Source organism: Vibrio sp. B1ASS3 (assembly GCF_905175355.1).
GTDB lineage: Bacteria > Pseudomonadota > Gammaproteobacteria > Enterobacterales > Vibrionaceae > Vibrio > Vibrio owensii.
Genome location: NZ_HG992742.1, coordinates 797,533 through 815,412, shown reverse-complemented (window position 1 = coordinate 815,412; position 17,880 = coordinate 797,533). Strand labels below are relative to the sequence as shown.

Annotated in this window: 11 protein-coding genes; 6 read left to right on the top strand and 5 right to left on the bottom strand. The window is 46.0% G+C overall.

Annotated features, from left to right (window positions below; genetic code table 11):
• Positions 1-41 precede the first annotated feature (41 nt).
• On the top strand, positions 42-1,466 hold the full coding sequence (gene dacB / locus KJB05_RS03795) for a serine-type D-Ala-D-Ala carboxypeptidase (RefSeq protein ID WP_208445803.1): 1,425 nt from the start codon (positions 42-44) through the stop codon (positions 1,464-1,466).
• Here the strand turns inward: dacB and KJB05_RS03790 are convergent.
• Both KJB05_RS03790 and tyrS read right to left on the bottom strand, forming a co-directional pair.
• Complete coding sequence (locus tag KJB05_RS03790) at positions 1,445-2,290, bottom strand: magnesium transporter (protein WP_009707532.1); 846 nt, start codon at positions 2,288-2,290, stop codon at positions 1,445-1,447. The genes dacB and KJB05_RS03790 overlap by 22 nt on opposite strands.
• Before the next feature lie 423 nt (positions 2,291-2,713).
• Positions 2,714-3,901 (bottom strand): tyrosine--tRNA ligase, encoded by a 1,188-nt coding sequence (gene tyrS, locus KJB05_RS03785; protein WP_005439437.1) that lies wholly within the window; start codon positions 3,899-3,901, stop codon positions 2,714-2,716.
• A 130-nt stretch (positions 3,902-4,031) separates the two neighbouring features.
• On the opposite strand from tyrS, the gene KJB05_RS03780 reads away from it, so the two are divergent.
• Entirely contained in the window at positions 4,032-5,321 is a 1,290-nt protein-coding gene (locus KJB05_RS03780; protein ID WP_005439427.1) for a peptidoglycan DD-metalloendopeptidase family protein, read from the top strand.
• A 37-nt stretch (positions 5,322-5,358) separates the two neighbouring features.
• On the opposite strand, the gene KJB05_RS03775 is transcribed toward KJB05_RS03780, so the two are convergent.
• From KJB05_RS03775 to erpA, 3 genes are all read right to left on the bottom strand, one after another.
• The gene (locus tag KJB05_RS03775) at positions 5,359-8,493 is read right to left on the bottom strand and encodes an efflux RND transporter permease subunit (protein WP_208445802.1); all 3,135 of its coding nucleotides are present in this window, start codon (positions 8,491-8,493) and stop codon (positions 5,359-5,361) included.
• A gap of 9 nt (positions 8,494-8,502) precedes the next feature.
• Positions 8,503-9,618 carry an efflux RND transporter periplasmic adaptor subunit gene (locus KJB05_RS03770; protein WP_208445801.1) on the bottom strand — a complete coding sequence of 372 codons (1,116 nt, stop codon included), beginning with the start codon at positions 9,616-9,618 and terminating at the stop codon, positions 8,503-8,505.
• A 114-nt stretch (positions 9,619-9,732) separates the two neighbouring features.
• Positions 9,733-10,074, bottom strand: a complete 342-nt coding sequence (gene erpA, locus KJB05_RS03765; protein WP_005439421.1) for an iron-sulfur cluster insertion protein ErpA — start codon at positions 10,072-10,074, stop codon at positions 9,733-9,735.
• Between the two features lie 246 nt (positions 10,075-10,320).
• Here erpA and hemL point away from each other — a divergent pair, with 246 nt between their 5' ends.
• From hemL to KJB05_RS03745, 4 genes are all read left to right on the top strand, one after another.
• Positions 10,321-11,616, top strand: a complete 1,296-nt coding sequence (gene hemL, locus KJB05_RS03760; protein WP_009707535.1) for a glutamate-1-semialdehyde 2,1-aminomutase — start codon at positions 10,321-10,323, stop codon at positions 11,614-11,616.
• A gap of 358 nt (positions 11,617-11,974) precedes the next feature.
• Entirely contained in the window at positions 11,975-13,060 is a 1,086-nt protein-coding gene (locus KJB05_RS03755; RefSeq protein WP_009707537.1) for an AI-2E family transporter, read from the top strand.
• A 76-nt stretch (positions 13,061-13,136) separates the two neighbouring features.
• A complete protein-coding gene (rsmC, locus tag KJB05_RS03750) occupies positions 13,137-14,162 on the top strand; it encodes a 16S rRNA (guanine(1207)-N(2))-methyltransferase RsmC (protein ID WP_208445800.1) in 1,026 nt (341 codons plus the stop codon).
• A 228-nt stretch (positions 14,163-14,390) separates the two neighbouring features.
• Complete coding sequence (locus tag KJB05_RS03745; protein ID WP_005439415.1) at positions 14,391-17,777, top strand: response regulator; 3,387 nt, start codon at positions 14,391-14,393, stop codon at positions 17,775-17,777.
• Positions 17,778-17,880 lie beyond the last annotated feature (103 nt).

Below are 17,880 nucleotides of genomic sequence, written 5' to 3'. Positions count from 1 at the left end.
GTATATACTCAATTGCATAACTAACCTCACGAACTGTCACTATGCGCTTACCTTGGTCTTTATTACTTTTTTCTAGTCTCGCCCCACTCACATCAATGGCTTATCCTCATCAAGAGGTTTTGCCAGAAGGTTCTCGTGTCAGCTTGATTGCTGAAAAACTCAACGACCAAAGCGAGCTAACTGGTATTCACCCAACCGATCAGTATTTCCCACCAGCCAGCACCTTAAAAGTGGTCACGGCTTTAGCGGCAAAACTTGAACTGGGGAATAGCTTCGCATTTCGTACCACATTAGAAAGCTCGAGCTCAGATGCTGTACTTACCTTCTCTGGCGACCCAACCCTGCTCACTCAAGATCTAAAAACGATGCTGACGCGAGCAAAGAAAAATGGACTAAGCCAAATTAAAGGCGATCTTTGGTTAGATAATAGCGCCTTTACTGGGTACAACCGCGCTGTAGGCTGGCCATGGGATATTCTGGGGGTTTGTTATAGCGCGCCAGCGTCCGCAATCACTCTAAACGACAACTGTGTTCAAGCTTCCATCTACACTAAGAAAAACGGCTCAACACGGGTTTATGTCCCTGAACATCAACCAATTAATGTCAGCACGAGTGTAAAAACCGTCTCTAGAAGCGTTCAGAAGAGCCGTCACTGTGATTTAGACCTTATTGCTAACCCAGACAACAAATATGAACTAACCGGCTGTCTGGTCGACCGTGGCGACAAGCCCCTTCCTCTTAAATTCGCCGTGCAAGATCCTGAGCGCTACACCAGCCAAAAAGTGCAAAAACTCCTCAAACAAGTTGGCATTTCATTAAAAGGGAATGTCCGTATTGGTAAAGCTCCGGAAAAGCAGCGTAAATTGCTTGCTGTGCACAAATCTAAACCGTTACCGCAATTATTGGATCAGATGCTCAAACGCTCAGACAACTTGATTGCTGATACGCTGACTAAAACACTTGGCGCGAAGTTTTTTGTTCAACCGGGAAGCTTTACTAATGGCACAGAAGCCATCAAACAGATCATCTTTGCCAATACTGGTGTCGACATTCGTAATGCAAGATTAGAAGACGGCTCTGGCTTATCACGCAACAACCGAATTTCAGCGACTTCGATGGCGGCTATTTTGCGTTACATTTGGCAGCATGAGAAGGAGCTTAACCTGATCGCAATCATGCCTAAGTCTGGTGAATCAGGGACCTTGCAATACCGCAAAAGTATGCGTAAAGCGCCAATTAAAGGACAGTTGATTGCGAAGAGCGGTTCACTTTACGGAACCTACAACATGGCTGGGTATGGATTAGATAAGAATGGTAAACCAAACACCGTCTTTGTTCAGTTTGTGTCAGACTATTTCCCAGAAAAAAGGGACGATAACAAACCTGTTGTCGCCCCTATTACTCAGTTTGAGAAATTGTTCTACCAAGACATTGTAAGCTTTAGTCAGGCAATGCCTAAGAAGTAGTTCACAACGGTAAAGTAGATCCACATCCCTGATATATCGACAATCGATGCTAAAACTGGGCTCACCAATACGGCTGGGTCCAGTTTACAAGCTCGAGCAATAATAGGCAGTAATCCGCCTAGCGTGGTTGATATGGTCACCTGAATAAACAACGCAACGGCAATCGCCAACGCGATATCCTCAAGCGCAAAGCCACCTGTCGATTGCCCACCACTAAATAGCATGATGCGGCCAACCATAACGACAGCAATTGCTAACGCGATAAACAAAGCGACGCGGCTTTCTTTCCATAGCACTTCCAACCATTGGCGCTTCTTAAGCTCACCCGTTGCGAGAGCGCGAATCACCAAAGTTGCTGCTTGCGTCCCTGTATTACCACCAGCTGCCGCGATTACCGGCATGTAAACCGCTAGCAATACAAGTTGGCTCAATGTGTCTTCATATTGGGCGATGATTAAGCCAGACACAATTCCAAGCAGCGCAAGCGCAATGATCCAGCCAATACGCTGCTTCACATGCCCTAGCACGCTCGTAGAAAGATAACCATCCGGCGTATCAACCTCAGACATATGCAGACCTAATTGGTGAGCATAATGACGCGCACGTTTGTCATGCCCTGCTTGTTCAAGTTGAGCGATAAGGCTATTCACATAACCTACCGAGCAATGCTGCAAAATACCCACCGCCTCATCAATAGGCATAACCGTGAGTAAATGCAGTTGTTGCTCTTGCTCGTATCGCAAAAAAGCATTACGAGCGGCACCAATTTCTACTTCTGAGAAATTTGGTGTTGTTTCAATAAAAGTGTTGTTCATTACCGTCATGGCGAATCTCCCGATTGGCATTGGTAACGACCATCGACAACGCGCGCAAATAGCCTTCGGCACAATCCATTACGTGTATTAGAAATACTGGATGTACGAAAACATCAATGCAAAAGCACTGTCTATTCAGAATTTATGAAGGGAAATAACAAGAAGGAAAAATTAGAAAAGATGCCTCACCACTCAGGTAAGGCGGAGATCGCCAATACCGAAGCGGGTTATTTCGCTCCCTTAATCTTACTCACCCAGCAACTGGGAGGATGGTCGGTATTGTTCATGTAAATCTCCGATAAAGCTGCTCATCTAGCAGCGCGCGTATAGTAGCAAAAACGAGTCACTTTTACAGTCAATCTCTTGCGGATTCACCAAATTTTCATACAAAAAAAGCGCCCAGTAGGCGCTTTCATTTTGAACAGTTATTGATTACTTAATAGTAATTCGTGCGAATTTACGTTTACCAACTTGGAATACGTAAGTACCTGCTTCAGGTGCAAACTTCGCATCAGCAACTTTCTCGCCTTCGATCTTAGCTGCGCCTTGCTTAACCATGCGCATTGCTTCAGAAGTTGAAGCACATAGACCCGCTTCTTTCAGTAGGTTTGCTACTGGCGTGCCTGCTTCAAAATCAAACTCTGGCATTTCGTCAGGAATTTGATTCTTAGCAAAACGGTTCACGAACTCTTGCTCTGCTGCATCTGCATCCGCTTCACTGTGGAAACGAGCAATGATTTCTTTCGCTAGCAGTACTTTGATATCACGAGGGTTCTTACCTGCTTCCACGTCAGCTTTGAACTGTGCAATTTCTTCCAATGGACGGAAAGAAAGTAGCTCGTAGTAGCTCCACATTAGATCGTCAGAAATAGACATGATCTTACCAAACATTTCGCTTGGCGCTTCGCTGATACCAATGTAGTTGCCTGAAGATTTAGACATCTTCTTCTCGCCATCTAGACCAACTAGAAGAGGCATCATCAGTACAACTTGAGGTTTTTGACCGTGAGATTTTTGCAGCTCACGCCCCATTAGCAGGTTGAATTTTTGGTCAGTACCACCAAGTTCAACGTCCGTTTCCATTGCTACTGAGTCCCAACCTTGAAGTAGCGGGTACATGAACTCGTGGATAGCTATTGGTTGACCACCAGCGTAACGCTTTTTAAAGTCGTCACGTTCTAGCATACGAGCAACAGTTTGGTTCGCAGCAAGACGAATCATGCCTTCTGCGCCAAGCTCAGATAGCCACTCAGAGTTGAACTGAATTTTTGTCTTAGCTGGATCTAGGATTTTGAACACCTGCTCTTTGTACGTTTCAGCGTTACGAAGAACGTCTTCACGACTTAGTGGTGGACGAGTTGTGTTCTTACCTGTTGGGTCACCAACCATCGCAGTGAAGTCACCGATTAGGAACGTCACTTCATGACCTAGTTCTTGGAACAAGCGAAGCTTATTGAAAATAACCGTATGGCCTAGGTGAATGTCAGGTGCTGTTGGATCGGCGCCCAATTTAATACGTAGAGGACGACCTTCTTTTAGTTTTGCGATCAGCTCTTCTTCTGGAATCAGCTCTTCAACACCGCGCTTAATCTCGGCTAATGCAGCTTCAATGCTCGCCATTCTTGTTCACTCCCACAGATTTGGCAAAAATATAATAGCTGAACATCTTACTTGAATAGCGATGCATTTTGAAACACGTTAGACTAGGTAGTTGTCAATTTTTACGTTTAATTTAGTAATCAAGTACCTCATGCATTCGATTTTTGTCCGACTACCACTCTTGCACAAAGTACTGATCGGTTTTTTTAGTGCGCTTATCATTGTCGCGCTGTTTTTCTTACCCGATCCGCAAGACCTCGATCCGCAGCAAAGCCGACTCAAAGTTGGTGAGCATTATTCGGTACCGATTTCCGTAGAATCACCCGAGCGCAGCACTTCTTCTAACCTCCCTTCTGTTTTGCGCTGGGAAACGTATAAAGTCAAAAATGGTGAGAGTGCTGCAGTCCTGTTTCAGCGCGTGGGTCTATCACCTCGTCTTTTGCATGAACTGATTACTTCCGATAAAGAAATCAAACAACAACTCACTCGACTTCGTCCTGGCGATAGACTCCAATTTGGCTTTGATGAAAACAACGACTTTATTCAACTTAAACGTACACTCAATGCCTTCGAAACTTTCCGTATCAAACTGCAAGGCAGCAAATACGTTTCTGAAGTTGATAAGAAAGAAGTCGATTACCAATTCAACTACGCAGAAGCGACCATCAAATCCAACTTCTGGAATGCAGGCATCTCATCAGGCTTGAATGCGAACCAAATCATGGAATTAGCCGGCATCTTTGGCTGGGACATCGACTTTGCTTTGGACATTCGTAAAAACGACACCTTCCGCGTGCTTTATCAAGAAGAAGTCGTCGAGGGTGAGGTCATTGGACGTGGCAAGATCATCGCTGCGGTCTTTAAAAACCAAGGTGATACCTTCACCGCGATTTTAGATGAGAAGAGCGGTAAGTACTTCGATGAAAATGGTCGAGCAATGAAGAAAGCCTTCTTGCGTGCTCCTCTTGATTTCCGCCGTGTGAGCTCTAACTTTAACCCTCGCCGTTTACACCCAGTAACGGGCAGAGTTCGTCCTCATCGAGGCACCGATTACGCAGCGCCAGTTGGCACACCAATTTGGGCAGCTGGTAATGGCGTGGTACAAAAGTCAGCTTATAACAAATTCAACGGCAACTACGTGTTTATCAAACACAGTAACACCTACATCACTAAGTATCTGCACTTAACGAAACGTACAGTGAAAACAGGGCAACGAGTGAAACAAGGGCAAACCATCGGTACTCTAGGCGGTACAGGCCGTGTAACCGGTCCACACCTGCACTACGAGTTCTTGGTTAACGGGGTTCATAAGAACCCAAGAACCGTGAAGCTGCCGCAATCGAAGTCCTTGACGGGTAAAGCGAAGCAAACCTTCATGGCGAATGCCAAAATCAGCATGGCGAAGCTGGATCGCTACAGTAAGTTACTCGCGATGAAGTAAAAGGCATGATTGTTTAGAACAGCACCCAAGAGGCAGCCTAAGCTGCCTCTTTTGTTTGCGGTTCTTTTTCATCAAGGTTGTGTTCACGGCCAAGCATGAGAAGACAAGGCGTAAGCACCAACGTCAACACCGTGGCAAAAGCCAAACCGCCCGCGACCGCTGTTGCCAACTGAGACCACCATTGTGTGCTTGGCGCACCAAACTCAATCTTCTGATTCACTAAGTCGATGTTCATCTCTAACACCATTGGCAGTAAGCCAAGAATGGTAGTGACCGTGGTTAACAACACGGGGCGAAGACGTTGCACCCCAGTACGTAGAATCGCATCTGATTTCTCTAAACCGCGTCTACGCATTTGATTGTAAGTGTCGATCAATACGATGTTGTTGTTTACAACAATACCAGCCAGCGCAATCACCCCAATACCCGACATAATGATACCGAATGGTTTTTGGAAGATGAGCAAGCCGGCAAACACGCCAACTGTAGAGAACAACACAGCACTTAAAATCAAAAATGCTTGGTAGAAGCTGTTGAATTGAGTAATCAGGATCAAAGCCATCACACCGAGTGCAACCATGAAAGCACTTTGTAAAAACGCAGAAGAGTTTTCTTGCTCCTCGTTTTGACCGCGAATTTTAAACTCAATACCAGCAGGCAAGCCCAACTGCTCTACTTCTGCAGTTATCTTTGGTAACTCAAGGGCAAGGTTATAACCTTCAACCATATCTGCTTTGATGTTCACCACGCGTCGACCATCAACACGTCGAATTGTATCTTGCTTATGGTCCGGCTTAATCTGCGCAAAGTTAGTGATCGGCACCAAACCTGCCGCCGTTTTTACACGTAATTGATCAAAGCGGCCGATATCCCGCTTATCTTGCGGATAACGCACTAAAATATCGACTTCTTCATCGGCATCATCGGGCAAATAATCACCAATCTTCAAACCGTTAGTCACAAACTGGACAGTATTACCAACCAAAGTCGCATCAGCAGCAAAGCGAGAAGCATCGTCCCTGCGGATATCAATCTGCCAATCAATCCCTTCTTTATTGGTGGTATCACTTAGGTTAGTTAAAGCGGGATTGCGGTCAGCCCAGTAACGAACCATTTTGGCCCCACTGTCTAACTGGTCAATGCTTGAATTTTGCGCCGACATTTCAATAACGAGATCATGCTCTACTGGCGGACCAGCATCGGGGAATTTGTACTCCAACTCCACACCTGAAAATTGATTAGTGGTCTGTTTGAGCTCTTCAATGATGTCTTTCACTTTGCGACGATATTGCCAGTCAACAGGGGTGATCTGAATCTGACCTATCTCATCGCCATCATTTGAATCCGTTCCGGTACGCGTGTAGACACTTTCAAACTCATCGTGTCCTAGCATGACTTTTTCGATCTCTTTCATCACTACGTCTTTTTCGTTGATCGATAAATCACCGTAAGAACGCACCTTGACGGTAAAGAATGCAGGGTCCACTTCTGGGAAGAATTCAGCGCCTAAGCCCGCTTTGCTATAAGTAAAGCCAACACCACCCGCGAGCAAAATCGCACTGAGCAATACTTTTAACGGGTGACGAATTGCAATCGAAAGTGTCTTGTAATAGAGCTTGGTGATGCCAGTGGCTTTATCAAATTCACCGTTATGCAGATCAACCATCTCTTGCTGGCTTTTTGGATTCACAACTTGAGGCTTACCAATAATCCCACCAATCACCGGAACAAAAAGCAGCGCCATCATCAGTGAGGCAGTCAGTGTTGCGATCAAAGTTAATGGCAAGTACTTCATGAATTCGCCAGTAATATCTGGCCAAAACAGTAAAGGGGCAAACGCAGCAAGGGTCGTCGCAGTCGATGCCGTAATAGGCCAAGCCATCCGTTTTGCCGCATCTCGATACGCTTCTTTACGTGGCGTACCTTCTTGCATCCGCCGATCAGCAAATTCGGTCACTACGATAGCGCCATCCACCAGCATACCTACCGCCATAATCAGCGCGAAGAGCACCACTATGTTGACCGTTAAGCCAAACACCGACAGCACTAACAAACCTGTAAGGAAAGAACCCGGAATCGAGATACCAACCAAGAGAGCGGTTCGCACACCAAGTATCGCGATAATAACAATGACAACAAGAATGATGGCAGAGAGAATGTTGTTTTGCAGATCGTTGAGCATCAATTTGACGTCATCAGACTGATCCCACGTGTATTTGACTTGTAGGTTATTCGGCCACTCTGAACGCTTTTGTGCCTCGAGCATCACTTGTTTGACTAACTCAACTGTCTCAATGATGTTTTCACCCGCGCGTTTTTTGACGTTGAGTACGACAGCAGGATTACCATCCAAGCGAGCAAAACTCTCAGGATCACGAAATGCCCTGCGCACCGTCGCCACATCACCAAAGGTAATCACCTCTTTACCGTTCACCTTGATAGGTAGTTCTAGTACGTCTTTAAGAGAGTCAAACACAGAAGGAACTTTAACCGAGAAACGACCATATCCCGTATCGACGAAACCCGCAGCTACGACTCGGTTGTTAAGAGCAATCAAGTTGTAGATGTCAGCTTGATCCAAACCGTAGCTTTCCATCAACAGCGGATCGACCACGATCTCTACGATATCTTCACGATCACCAGCAATATCGACTTCTAACACCTGACGATAGCTTTCTAACTTATCTCGCAATGCACGAGCAATTTGTACGGTAGTGCGCTCGGGCACTGTGCCATACAAGACCACCGTCAAAACTGGTTCTTCTGATGCGAACGTCACTTCATTTACGGTTGGCTCATCACTGTCTTCAGGCAATTTAGGTTTGGCAAGATCCACAGCGTCGCGCACATCCGCCATCGCCTCGGCCAGATCAACCCCTACACTAAATTCAAGCGTGACCGAGGCATGACCTTCTGAAGCCACAGCGGTCATTTCTTTTACGCCTTCAATAGAGCGCAACTCTTGCTCTATTGGGCGCACTAATAAACGCTCTGCATCTGTTGGTGAAATGCCTTGGTGCCCAACGGAAACATAAATGATTGGGATGGTGATATCGGGGCTCGACTCTTTGGGGATCGTGATGTAAGTGATCACTCCAGCAATCAAAATCATCACCAATAAGGTGAGCATGGTACGTGCACGCGATAACGCAGCATCAATCAAAGCAAACATATTGCCTCCTTACTGCTGATTCGCGGCTTCGATGGCATCATCCACCTTGGTCGCCATCACTAAATCACCATCACGCGCAAAACCTTGTCCGAGCACAATGATGTCCACTTGGTCGCCTAATCCAGACAACCAAACGCCATCTTTTTCGGCTTTCACAAGTTGAATAGGAACAAAATGGACATGCTGATCGCGTAGTGTCTTGATGCCAAGGTTGCCTTCTTCATCGAGTGCGAGCATGGCTGCGGTCACTTTTACGGCCAACACTTCGCTCAAAGACAACACGACTTCGGCACTGATCCCCGCCGGCATTGCACTCTCACGGTTATCAATTTCGATCTCAATTGGGAACGTATTGGTTGAAGTCGAAGACACACGTCCGATATAACGAATCGTGCCTTGATGGTGAACGTTGTTAATAGTACGAACGTCAGCGACTTGGCCTTCTTTTAAATACTGAATATGACGCTCGCTAACGTCCGCTTCGATGACTAATTTCTCAAGGTCAATAACGGTGGCAATCGGATCGCCAACACCAACAAAGTCACCAACTTCAACGAACCTATGGTCAAGAATGCCATCGAAAGGCGCTCTTACTTTGGTGTTTTTGAGTGCAGTTTCAACGTTACTTAGATTTGCTCGTGCATCAACCAAGGCTGCTTGTGCTGCGGCAAACGCAACCTCCCCCTGTAAGCCTCGATTTTTCAGAGACTCTGCGGCTTTAAACTCTTTTTCTTTAACACGCAGCATCGCTTTGGCGCGTTTAAGCTGAATATCGAGGTCACGCTCATCAATATTGGCAATCACCTGCCCTTGTTTCACGCTTTGCCCTTTTTGCACATTCAAACTGATGATCTTACCTGCGACTTCAGCCCCTAGACGAGCTTGTCGATTTGGCGCGGTGCGACCGTACAGTTCAATGGTTTTGCTGGTTGGTTGGGCGGTAAAAGAGTTGAACATCACCTTAGCAACAGGTGTATCTTCAGCTTGAGTGTTTGAAGGAGAAACCGTTTCGTCTTGTGCTTTAAGTTGACCCATTGCGAGCCAAGCAGCTAAAGCGATCACAAGCGTTAGAGAGACTAGCCATGGACGCTCTACAATACGACGTCCAAAAGAAGATCCAGACATACAAAGTCCTTTTTATTTTTAGCTCTCAGCTCTCTTTGGAACTGGGAGTGCGTTTACGTGACTTCCTGCTACGTAAAACTCAGGCAGCCAATTGGCTGCCTGTTGTCGTGTTAATTAAACACTGAATGATGCACCACAACCACAAGTTGTCGTCGCATTTGGGTTATTGACGAAGAAGCGAGCTCCTTCTAAACCTTCTGTGTAATCAACCACGCCACCGATTAGGTATTGCAGGCTCATTGGGTCTACAACCAGTGTTACACCACTGTTTACGATTGTTGTGTCGCCTTCATTTACGTTCTCATCAAATGTGAAGCCGTATTGGAAACCACTACAGCCGCCACCAGTAATGTATACGCGTAATTTCAGCGCTGGGTTTTCTTCTTCCGCAATCAACGTTTGAACGCGAGATGCCGCGGCATCAGAAAAAGATAATGGTACGTTTACTTCGCTCACGAAGACCTCTCTCACTCGTGTAATGCGTCAAGCCTGAAGCAAGACGTCAAATTTGTGCTAATTAGAGCGATTATCCAATACCTGACCAACTCGTTCAAGTATTCACCGCCGATTCTTTATATCCGATGCTGATATGTAAGATTACAACGTCAGACTACACATAAATTACCCAAAACGTTTCTAACTTGAGTTTAGCTAGGTACAATGCGCTCCACTTGGTCCGAGCAATCAAAAGAGGATAACCCCATGACCAAATCATCAGAGCTATATCAAAAGGCTCAGCAAACCATTCCTGGCGGTGTGAACTCACCAGTTCGTGCATTCAACGGCGTTGGCGGTTCTCCGCTATTTATCGAACGAGCAGACGGTGCCCTGATTTTTGATGCCGATGGTAAAGCGTACATTGATTACGTTGGCTCTTGGGGTCCTATGATTCTAGGTCATAACCACGCAGTAATCCGTGAAGCGGTTATCGATGCAGCACAACGCGGCCTAAGTTTCGGTGCACCAACTGAGATGGAAATTGCGATGGCTGAGCTTGTATCTGAGTTAGTGCCATCAATGGAACAAATCCGCATGGTAAGCTCTGGTACAGAAGCGACCATGAGTGCTATCCGTCTAGCTCGTGGCTTCACTGGTCGTGACAAGATCATGAAATTTGAAGGTTGTTACCACGGCCATGCTGACAGCTTGCTAGTAAAAGCGGGCTCTGGCGCACTAACTTTAGGTCAACCAAGCTCTCCTGGCGTTCCTGCAGATTTTGCTAAGCACACGCTAACAGCAACATTCAACGACCTAGATTCAGTACGTGAACTATTCGCAGCAAACAAAGGCGAAATCGCATGTATCATCGTTGAGCCAGTTGCGGGCAACATGAACTGTATCCCACCAGTAGAAGGCTTCCACGAAGGTCTTCGTGAAATCTGTGACCAAGAAGGCGCGCTACTGATTTTTGATGAAGTAATGACAGGTTTCCGTGTTGCTCTAGGCGGCGCGCAAGCACACTACAACATCAAACCAGACCTAACGACACTAGGTAAAGTGATCGGTGGCGGCATGCCAGTGGGCGCTTTCGGTGGTCGTAAAGAAGTGATGCAATACGTAGCGCCGACAGGTCCTGTTTACCAAGCGGGTACGCTTTCAGGTAACCCTGTGGCGATGGCTGCGGGCTTTGCATGTTTGAACCTTCTAAAAGAAGAAGGCAACGAGAAACGTCTTGCGGCGAAAACAAAACAGCTTGCTGAAGGCTTCAAAGCACTTGCTGAGAAACACGGTATCCCAATGGTAGTAAACCAAGTGGGCGGTATGTTTGGCTTCTTCTTCACAGACCAAGAAACCGTAACATGCTACGAAGACGTGACTAAGTGCGACGTTGAGCGCTTCAAACGTTTCTTCCACCTAATGCTAAAACACGGTGTATACCTTGCACCATCAGCATTCGAAGCAAGCTTTACTTCTCTTGCTCATGGTTCAAAAGAAATCGACGCAACACTAGAAGCTGCAGATCGCTGTTTCGCGATTCTAGCAGAAGAAGCTAAGTAAGCTTTTTACTCGCACACCAAAAGCAAAAAAGGACCTTCAGGGTCCTTTTTTATTGTCTGAGCTATGCTTGCCAATTAAAAATCACGAGAATAGCGAGTACGCCGATAACAATACCAAACCACGGTATGCGTTTGTTTTTCTTCTCACTCTGACACTTCTTGTCACCGTTACAACAACCCATTTTTCTATCTCTTGATTGATAACTGTCTGATTTGTGGTCATTATAACAAGGTCCGTTGCACCTTCCCAATTCGGCTATGTCATAAGCTTGAAAGAATCGTCGGTGCAAAGTAATAAAGGTTTGACGCTGTGGTATAAAGCGCTAGCCGTAACATCATCCGTAAGTTGGATTAATCCCATGCCGAACAATGTAAAAATCACGTCGAGTCACCGAGTGTTAGTTGTTGCACTACTCGCCGCTGCTTTTGCCTGCTATTTATTGGTTGAACCCTACGTAAACTCAATCGTAATGGCCTTTATTATCTCACTACTTATGTTCCCAATACACGAGTGGTTTGAGAGCAAAATGCCTAACCATAAAAACTTGGTCTCACTACTCTCTTGTGTGGTTCTAACCTTTATTATTGTGATTCCATTGTTGTTTGTCTTTGCTGCCATCGTTCAGCAAGGTTCCGTCTTTTCTCAAAACACCTATAAGTGGGTGACCAATGGTGGTATCCAAGATATCTTCCAACACCCTTGGGTAGTCAAAGGTTTAGCGCTGGTTAATGAGTACTTACCTTTCGATAAAATAGAACCTCAAGCTATCGCAGAGAAGATTGGTCAATTCGCCACATCATTTGGTTCAAACCTTGTTGCTATCAGTGCAAAAATCCTTGGTGATGCGACGAACTTCCTGATGGACTTCTTCCTGATGCTGTTTGTGTTGTTCTTCCTGTTGCGTGACCACGATAAGATCATCTCAGCAATGCGCCACATCTTGCCGCTTTCTCGTAGCCAAGAAGACAAGATTCTGACCGAGATTGAACAAGTATCGAAATCCGCAGTTATGGGGTCGTTCTTGACCGCGATAGCTCAAGGTTTTGCGGGTGGTATTGGCATGTGGTTGGCCGGCTTCCCGGGCCTGTTCTGGGGCACGATGATGGGCTTCGCGTCTTTCATTCCGGTCGTTGGTACCGCGTTAATTTGGATTCCAGCAGCCGCTTACTTATTCTTAACTGGCGATACGACTTGGGCCATTTTCCTAACGGTGTGGAGCGTGGTCGTGGTTGGTTCTATTGATAACCTGTTGCGTCCGTTGCTAATGCAAGGTAGCGCCGGCATGAACACCCTAATGATCTTCTTCTCGTTACTGGGTGGTCTGCATCTGTTTGGTTTGATTGGCCTTATCTACGGTCCATTGATCTTTGCCGTGACCATGGTGCTGTTTAATATCTACGAAGAAGAGTTCAAAGACTTCCTCAACCAACAAGACAACAGCTAGTCATCGCTTAAGCACTTCAAGCTTGGGGCAGATTGTGCGAAAATCTGCCCCTAATTATTTCTGATGAACCTAATTTATGTCTGCTTATATCGCACCTAGCCAAATTGCTCAGCGCCAACTTGAGTATTTCAACGGAAAACACGTTTTAGTCGCAGGAGAAGTTGAAGACTTGTTCCCGCTAGAGTTAGTGGAGCATTGCGAATCTGTAGAAGTGTTTACTTCCAACTACAGTTACTATCGCCAAATTCAAACCTCTGACAAAGTGAAAAGTCATTTTGGTTCTGAGTTTGACGTTGAAACACAAGCAGACATGCTCCTTTTATATTGGCCAAAAGCTAAAGCTGAAGCGGAATATCTGCTAGCGATGTTGATGGCTAAGTTAGGCATCAATACAGAAATCGTTGTGGTTGGTGAAAACCGTTCAGGTGTAAAAAGCATCGAGAAGATGTTCAAAGAGTACGGTCCCGTGAAGAAGTACGACACCGCTCGTCGCTGTTCATTTTACTGGGGAACTTGCCTTAACCAGCCAAAGCCTTTCAATCAAGTCGACTGGTTTAAATCTTACGAAATTACACTCGGTGAACAATCACTTACCGTTAAGAGTCTACCTGGCGTATTCAGCCATGGTGAGTTTGATCTAGGCAGTCGTCTTCTGCTGGAAACCTTACCGAAACTTTCAGGCAAGGTACTCGACTTTGGTTGTGGTGCTGGAGTGCTGGGCGCATTTATGGCTCAAGCAAACCCAGAGATCGCGATTGAGATGTGTGATATTAACGCTTATGCCATTACCTCTAGCCAAGCAACACTCGAAGCGAATGGGTTATCAGGTCGTGTTTTTGCCTCAGATATCTACTCAGACACGGCTAAAGACTACCGTTTTATTGTCAGTAACCCACCATTCCACAGTGGCTTAGACACAAACTACAACGCAGCAGAAACTCTGTTAGGTCAAGCACCAAAGTATATGACGGCCAACGGTGAGATGGTCATTGTGGCGAACAGTTTCTTGCAGTATCCGCCAATTATTGAGAAAGCATTCAATAATTGCGAGACGCTAAATAAGACCAATAAATTCTCTATCTACTACGCTAAAAAATCGTAACACTCCCTTGCGCAGGTGAATTCCTGCGCAATCCATTGCTGAATTTTACACAACTCAAAGAAAAACTGCGTCGCTACCCACGCTTTGCAATCAACTTTCTTGTCAAAGAAAAAAAACTCGTTAATTTTGTTAATTCTATCGAATTTAACTTCTTGCCCGTTTTTAACGAGAACCTTGGCAAGCGCCAACCAATCGGTCGCTGCCCTTTAACGAGTTGTAATCTTATCCATGTTTAAATTCTACAAAAAGCAGAAATTTAAGCGCCTGCAAAGCACGCTAATGACCGCTTTTTTGGTTCTTAGTATTACGCCCCTGACGATCACTGCGATTTTCTTCCTGCAATCACACAGTAAAGATCTCCAAGAGCAGAGTACATCGCACCTACTCTCTGTTCGTGATACTAAGCAACAGCAGATCATTGACTACTTCGCTGCGCAAGAAACGGAAGTGATGGGCTTCGTACGCTCAGAACTTGCCTATGCCAGTGGCGGACGCTTCTACGGCTTGGTCAACGCATTTAGCCGTTTAGGGCACGATATTGACGAAGCGAGAGAAAACGCACAGCACCGCTACATCAAAGGCAGTGGCGATCAAATCAAAACGTCGATTTTGCCGGAGTCGTCCAACTATGTTGGTAGTGAACGCTACCGCCTACTCCACAAACGCTACCATTGGGCGTACCTAGAACTGCTAAAACGTTCTGATTTCAATGATATTTTGTTGGTCGACATTGACGGTAATGTCACGTACTCCATCAACAAAGATGACAACTACGGCACAAACCTACTAACCGGTCGCTATAAAGAGACGGCGTTAGGTCGTACCTTTAAACGTTTATCAGAAGACGTCAGTGCACGCCGAAAAGTCAATGAAGATTACACCCCAGTGGTCGTGTCTGACTTTGATATCGAAAACGGAAAGCAAGTTGCTTGGTTAGGTGCGCCTATTGTTCAACAAGGCTACCTCCACAGTTACGCAATGTTCCGTTTGCCAAATAACGGCATTACCAAGCTTATTGCGGAAATTAACCGTGATTCATCCATTGAAACCTTGCTCGTTGGTAGTGACCACAAACCTAGAACGATCAATACCAAACAAGAAGATATCCAAAACAGCTTAGAAATCGTGGATAAAGCGTTGGCTGGTGACACTGAAGTAGGTACTTATAGTAACCGCTTAGGTGAAGAGATGATTGCGGCGTTTGCGCCAATTGAAACTCGTGGCCTAACTTGGGCGCTAGTCGTGCAACTTCCTGAAAAAGAAGCCTTTGCGCGTGTCCACCAGCTTGAAAAACTGTTTGTGATTGCGATGTTAATTGCGATCGTATTGGTAGTTATCGCCTCACATTACTTATCGAACTTCATCACCTCTCCACTCCTCAAGCTGACTTGGGCAGCAGAGAAAGTGTCTGCAGGCGATTTGGATGAAACGACCTTTAACACCGAACGAAAAGACGAGATTGGGCGTCTTGCGATCAGCTTTGAGCGTATGCAACGCTCTATTCGTGAAAAGATTCAAACCATCAAGCAGCAAAATGAAGAGTTAGAAAGCAACATCAAGCTGATCCAAAAGCAAAACGAAGAATTACAGCTGGCTGATAAGCTGAAAGATGAGTTCCTTGCGACAACCTCCCATGAACTTCGCACGCCATTACACGGCATGGTTGGTATTGCAGAAACCTTGGTATCTGGCGCAAATGGGGCTATTCCGGCTAGCCAGAAATATCAATTGGACATCATCATCAAGAGTGGTCAACGCCTAGCGAACCTCGTTGATGACTTATTGGATTACCACAAGATGCGCTATGGCAGCATGGATATCCAAAAGTCAGCAGTGAGTTTAGCAAGTGCCACACGCTTAGTATTAGAGCTTTCCGGTCACCTATTGGGTAACAAGACTATCCGCATCATTAACCAAGTGCCTGCGGATTTGAAAGCTGTCTCAGCGGATCCTCAGCGCTTAGAACAAGTGCTGTACAATTTGATCGGTAATGCCATCAAGTACACCTCTGAAGGTAAGATCGTCATTTCAGCAATGGTTGTTGACGATCAAGTTCGAGTGCAAGTCGTGGATACAGGTCAAGGCATCCCAGCAGAGCATCTAGAACATATCTTCGAACCTCTGATTCAAGCAGGCCAAGACGCGAGCCGCTACCGTCAAGGTGCAGGACTGGGTCTATCAATCAGCCGTCAACTTATTGAGTTGATGGGCGGGTCATTGTATGTGAGCAGTCAACCTATGGTAGGCACCACATTCAGCTTTACCCTGCCGCTGGCAAGTGAAGAAGAGATCCAAGCTACACAGAGCCTTGCCGCTCGTGGGCACTTCCAAATCCCTGAGGCAAATTTTGAGAACAACGATGACTTGTCTCTGCCAGAGAACCCAGACGGTCCATTGCTTTACGTTGCCGATGATGAACCAGTTAACCTGCGCGTTCTAGAAAGCTTCCTAAGGTTGGAAGGCTATCGCGTTCGTACAATTTCTGATGGTCCAGAAACGCTGGCGTTGATTGAACAAGAAAAGCCAGAACTGCTTTTATTGGACATCATGATGCCGGGGATGAGTGGTTATCAAGTGTGTAGCGAGCTTCGTGAAACTTACGATCATGCAGAGCTACCAATCATCATGCTGACCGCATTAAGCCAAACAGAGGACCGAGTGAGAGGCTTTGAAGCGGGCGCGAATGATTACCTGACAAAACCATTCAACAAACAAGAGCTAGCGGCACGTATTCAGGCGCACCTAACGGCAAGTAAAGCGGAAATGCGACACATCGAAAACAAGTTATTAGAGTCGGAACTGCGCCAACGTGCAGAAGTCGAAGCGAGCTTGTTGGAGACCCAAGGTCGATTACTAGAGCAGCTAGAGTCTGCACCAGAAGCCATTATTTGTCTTCGTGAAGACCAACGCATTCGCTTTGCTAATGAAGCGGCCTGTAAGCTGTTTAAACGCAGCTTAGAACAGTTGAAGCGCTCTTCAGCAGACGAATTGATCGCGCCTAAGTTCTTGACGGTTAAGCAACCTCACTACTGTGGCAAGATTGATATCTACATTGAAGATATTCGCCAAAACATCGAAGCCGACATTCTAAAGCTGCCAGAAGGCTCTGGTTTGGATGTGATGTACATCTTTAATGTCGGCGGCGGAGCGAACGCTGCTCGTATCCACAATCTAGAGACGGCAGTTGAAGTGCTTTCATGCTACGCATTCGATGGCGACAAAGACCAACTTCAGAAGCTAAAAGAGCTTGGCGGAGAGTTTACACGCTTGGCGGATAAAGCTTTGGGTAACAAGAAAGACAAACAAGAGCTTCTTCGTGAGGTTCTTGTCGATACCATGACCCATGCATTGGAATACTGGGAATCTGTTACCGGAGAAACCAAGTTTGCGTTTGCTGAGCAAAGTGGCTTGTGGCGTGTTTATCTAGACCGCAGTACCTTGCAGACCCGTACCCTAGATAAATACATGCGTATCGAGACATTACCTAAAACACCACGTTGGAGAACGGTATTAAGCTCGATTGAGTTTATCTTGGAGCACTGTAAAGAACAGAGCCCAGAACGTGCATACATTGAAGCTCAGCGCGACAAAATGCAGAGACTTTTAACAAGCTAGCTGCACAACACACAAATAACAGCCCCGCATTTAGCGGGGCTAATTATATGGTCCGCCTCACTCTCAAGCCCTACGCTTAGAGTAGGCTCTCAGAACGAGGTGA

Excerpts from the sequence above, each read along its gene's own strand:
- KJB05_RS03770 (WP_208445801.1), bottom strand. The coding sequence starts at position 9,618 with ATGTCTGGATCTTCTTTTGGACGTCGTATTGTAGAGCGTCCATGGCTA.
- hemL (WP_009707535.1), top strand. The coding sequence starts at position 10,321 with ATGACCAAATCATCAGAGCTATATCAAAAGGCTCAGCAAACCATTCCT.
- KJB05_RS03780 (WP_005439427.1), top strand. The coding sequence starts at position 4,032 with ATGCATTCGATTTTTGTCCGACTACCACTCTTGCACAAAGTACTGATC.
- dacB (WP_208445803.1), top strand. The coding sequence starts at position 42 with ATGCGCTTACCTTGGTCTTTATTACTTTTTTCTAGTCTCGCCCCACTC.
- KJB05_RS03790 (WP_009707532.1), bottom strand. The coding sequence starts at position 2,290 with ATGACGGTAATGAACAACACTTTTATTGAAACAACACCAAATTTCTCA.
- KJB05_RS03755 (WP_009707537.1), top strand. The coding sequence starts at position 11,975 with ATGCCGAACAATGTAAAAATCACGTCGAGTCACCGAGTGTTAGTTGTT.
- rsmC (WP_208445800.1), top strand. The coding sequence starts at position 13,137 with ATGTCTGCTTATATCGCACCTAGCCAAATTGCTCAGCGCCAACTTGAG.
- KJB05_RS03775 (WP_208445802.1), bottom strand. The coding sequence starts at position 8,493 with ATGTTTGCTTTGATTGATGCTGCGTTATCGCGTGCACGTACCATGCTC.
- KJB05_RS03745 (WP_005439415.1), top strand. The coding sequence starts at position 14,391 with ATGTTTAAATTCTACAAAAAGCAGAAATTTAAGCGCCTGCAAAGCACG.
- tyrS (WP_005439437.1), bottom strand. The coding sequence starts at position 3,901 with ATGGCGAGCATTGAAGCTGCATTAGCCGAGATTAAGCGCGGTGTTGAA.